Source organism: Dietzia sp. SYD-A1, from assembly GCF_015356725.1.
Taxonomy (GTDB): domain Bacteria; phylum Actinomycetota; class Actinomycetes; order Mycobacteriales; family Mycobacteriaceae; genus Dietzia.
Genome location: NZ_JADDKI010000421.1, coordinates 1 through 3,204, shown reverse-complemented (window position 1 = coordinate 3,204; position 3,204 = coordinate 1). Strand labels below are relative to the sequence as shown.

The following is a 3,204-nucleotide window of genomic DNA, read 5'->3' as shown; positions in this document are numbered from 1 at the left end:
TCCTGCTGGCGCGCGGCGACGTCGCGGCCCGCATGGGGCTGCCGGTGCACGGAGTGGTGGCCTGGGCGGGGTCGTACGCCGACGGCGCCCACACCTCGATCCCGGCCCCGGGGCTGGGTGCTCTCGGCGCCGGTCGCGGGGGACGACGGTCGCCGCTGGCCCGGGGTCTGGCAGAGCTCGGACTGACCGCGGACGACCTGGCCGTGGTGAGCAAGCACGACACCTCGACCAAGGCCAACGACCCCAACGAGTCGGATCTCCACGAACGTCTCGCCGCGGCGATCGGTCGCTCCGACGGCAACCCGCTGTTCGTCGTGTCGCAGAAGTCGCTCACCGGGCATGCCAAGGGTGGCGCGGCCGCGTTCCAGCTCATCGGCCTGACCCAGATGCTGCGCTCGGGGACGCTTCCCCCGAACCGGGCCCTGGACTGCGTCGACGACGTCCTGGACCGGCACCGGCACCTGGTGTGGCTGCGCGAGACCGTGCAGCTGGGCGGGGACCTGCCGCTCAAGGCCGGTCTGCTCACCTCGCTCGGCTTCGGTCACGTGTCCGGCCTGATCGCCGTGACGCATCCCGAGGCCTTCCACCGCGCGGTCGCGTCGCAGCTCGGCGAGCAGGAGTCCGAGCGCATCCGCGAGGAGGCGCTGGGGCGCGAGCGGGACGGCGTCCGGCGCCTGACCGACGCGATCTACGGTGGCGAGTCCCTCTACAGCCGTCCCGAGGCCCGGCGCCTCGGTGAAGGGTCGGCCGACGAGGTCAAGGAGCGCGAGGCCGCGGTCCTGCTGGACCCGGCCGCGCGTCTCGAGTCCGACGGCGTCCTCGCGGCCAGCGACTGGCGGTGACCGTGGCGGTGCGGGGCGTAGGGGTCGACACGGTCGAAATCGACGCCTTCGCCGCGTCCCTGGCCGAACCGGGGACGCGGTTCACGGGCGCCTTCTCGCCGACGGAGCGACGGCAGTGCCGCGAGCGGGCCGAGGCGTCGTCCTCTGATCACTCCGCCCACCCTGCCCGGCACCCGGTCCAGCGGGCGGACCGTCACCTGGCCGCCCGCTGGGCGGTCAAGGAGGCCGTCGTCAAGGCGTGGTCCTCGGCCCTGTACGGCACGCCTCCACCGATCGCGCCGGACCTGCTGGTCTGGTCCGAGATAGAGACCGTCTGTGATGCGTGGGGCCGGCCCTCTGTGCGGCTCGGGGGAGAGGTGGCTCGGCAGGTCGCGGCGACCGTGGGGGAGGGCTCGCGCTGGCATGTCTCACTCAGCCACGACGGCGACTCGGCCGTGGCGTTCGTGGTACTCGAGGGGCCGGGCGCCGGATAGGACCGCGATGCCCGCTGGGTGTGCGATACGCCCCTCGGACCGCGATGCCCGCTGGGTGTGCGATACGCCGTGTGCCTTTCGCTTCGGGTGTGCGATACGCCGTGTGCCTTTCGCTTCGGGTGTGCGATACGCCCCTCGGACCGCGATGCGCCCGCGTACCTCCGGGGGCGCAGGCGAATCCGAGGGGCGAAGCGCCGCCTGTGCCGACGGCGTCAGTCCGCCTGGGCTTCCTTCTCCGCCAGCCAGAGATACGCGGTGAGCATCCGCTTGAGTTCGGTGACGGTGGCGTCGTGGATGTCCTCGCCCGTGGCGGAGCCGGCGCTGACGGAGAAGTTGAGCATCGAGTAGGACACGTGAACCAGCACCTCGGCCATGAAGGCGCGGCGCTGCCGTTCGGTGGCCGGCATGAGTGGGGCGAGGACGCTGGCGATCATTCTCGCGAGCTCGCGCTCGTTGACCGCGGCGGTGGCTCGGGTGGCGGGAGTGGCCTGCGTGGCCAACCAGACCGCTCGCCGGGAGGGATCGCGTAGCCACAGATCCGCCAGGTGGTCGAGGAAGTCGTTGAGCAGCTCCGGCCAGTCCAGCGCGGGGATCTTCTGCGCGAAGCGTTCGATCTCCTCGATCACCCCGTGGGCGTCCTGACGGTCCAGCTCACACACCAGCACGTACTTGTTGGCGAAGAACTGATACAGCGTCCCGATCGGCACTCCCGCGCGGGAGGCCACCTCCTCGCAGGTGAACGAATCGAATCCCACCTCGACCAGCACGTCGCGGGCGGAGGACAACAGCGCCTGGAACTTGCGCCGGCTCCTCTCCTGGATGGGCCGGCGGCGGGGCACCAGGATGTTCGGCTCGTCCTGGACGGCCTCGTCCACGGAATCTCTGGTCTGGTCCTGCATCCGCTCGTGCGGTTCGGCCGGCATGGGTGAACTCAGCCCTCCGCGGGTTCGGGCAGGTCCACGCCGAGGAGCTTGGAGAGCATGGCCACGTGACCCTTGGCCCGGACGTTGTACCGGGCCAGGGAGATCGTCCCGTCGGAGTCCACGACGAACGTCGAGCGGATCACGCCCATCACTGTCTTGCCGTAGTTCTTCTTCTCGCCGAACGCGCCCCACTCGGTGAGCATGGTCTTGTCCGGATCGGACAGCAGAGGGAATGTGATGCCGTGCTTGTCCCGGAAGCGCTGGAGCTTCTCCGGCGCGTCGGGTGACACCCCCACCACCCCGATACCGGCCTCCCGCAGTTCCTGGAGGGCTCCCTCGAAGTCCACGGTCTCGGTGGTGCAGCCGGGCGTCAGAGCGGCTGGGTAGACGTACACGACCACGCGCCCGTGCGCGGTGAGCAGGTCCTGCAGCGACGTGGGGTTTCCGTCGGCGTCGGGGAGGGTGAAGTCGGGGGCGGTCTGGCCCACCTCGAGCCGTGGTGTGGTCACCGGTGCTCCTGGAGTCGGGTCGGGGTCTGTGTTCACACCAACCTATCCGATGCGTCGGCGCGCGGGCGCGGATCATCGGCGGGTGCAGTACCGTGGGCGGGGTCCAGAATCCGCGGCCAGCCGCGTGACGAGCGATTGACGGAGGTCTCGTGTCCAGGAGTTACGACAGCATCGAAGGCGACATCGCCAAGGCGCGTGACGATCTCGCGACGACGTTGGACGAGATCGTCGACCGGGTCAATCCCAAGAACCTGGCCGAAGAGGGTAAGGAGAGGGCCGTTGCCGCCCTCACCGATCCCCGGGTACTCGCAGTGCTCGGCGGAGTGGCGGCGCTGATCCTCGGCGGCATCTCGGTGTCGATCGCCAACAAGCGCAAGGAGCGTCGTCGCATCGAGGCCTATCTCGAGGCGCGCCGGGCCTGAGTCGGCGCGCCCGGCCCGCGTCCCCGCACCGGGCC

Annotated in this window: 5 protein-coding genes; 3 read left to right on the top strand and 2 right to left on the bottom strand. The window is 70.5% G+C overall.

What is annotated here, in order from left to right; genetic code table 11:
• Positions 1–842: hypothetical protein (locus IY392_RS15100; RefSeq protein WP_194861651.1), on the top strand; the 842-nt coding region annotated here is incomplete at its 5' end.
• Positions 839–1,315: a holo-ACP synthase gene (locus tag IY392_RS15095; RefSeq protein WP_194861650.1), complete on the top strand. Its 477-nt coding sequence runs from the start codon at positions 839–841 to the stop codon at positions 1,313–1,315. The genes IY392_RS15100 and IY392_RS15095, both read left to right, overlap by 4 nt.
• A 212-nt stretch (positions 1,316–1,527) precedes the next feature.
• On the opposite strand, the gene IY392_RS15090 is transcribed toward IY392_RS15095, so the two are convergent.
• The gene (locus tag IY392_RS15090; protein WP_194861649.1) at positions 1,528–2,238 is read right to left on the bottom strand and encodes a TetR/AcrR family transcriptional regulator; all 711 of its coding nucleotides are present in this window, start codon (positions 2,236–2,238) and stop codon (positions 1,528–1,530) included.
• Positions 2,239–2,246: 8 nt separating this feature from the next.
• Complete coding sequence (locus IY392_RS15085) at positions 2,247–2,747, bottom strand: peroxiredoxin (protein WP_107756018.1); 501 nt, start codon at positions 2,745–2,747, stop codon at positions 2,247–2,249.
• A 149-nt stretch (positions 2,748–2,896) separates the two neighbouring features.
• On the opposite strand from IY392_RS15085, the gene IY392_RS15080 reads away from it, so the two are divergent.
• The gene (locus IY392_RS15080) at positions 2,897–3,169 is read left to right on the top strand and encodes a DUF3618 domain-containing protein (protein ID WP_107756019.1); all 273 of its coding nucleotides are present in this window, start codon (positions 2,897–2,899) and stop codon (positions 3,167–3,169) included.
• The last annotated feature ends 35 nt before the right edge of the window (positions 3,170–3,204 follow it).

Excerpts from the sequence above, each read along its gene's own strand:
- IY392_RS15090 (WP_194861649.1), bottom strand. The coding sequence starts at position 2,238 with ATGCCGGCCGAACCGCACGAGCGGATGCAGGACCAGACCAGAGATTCC.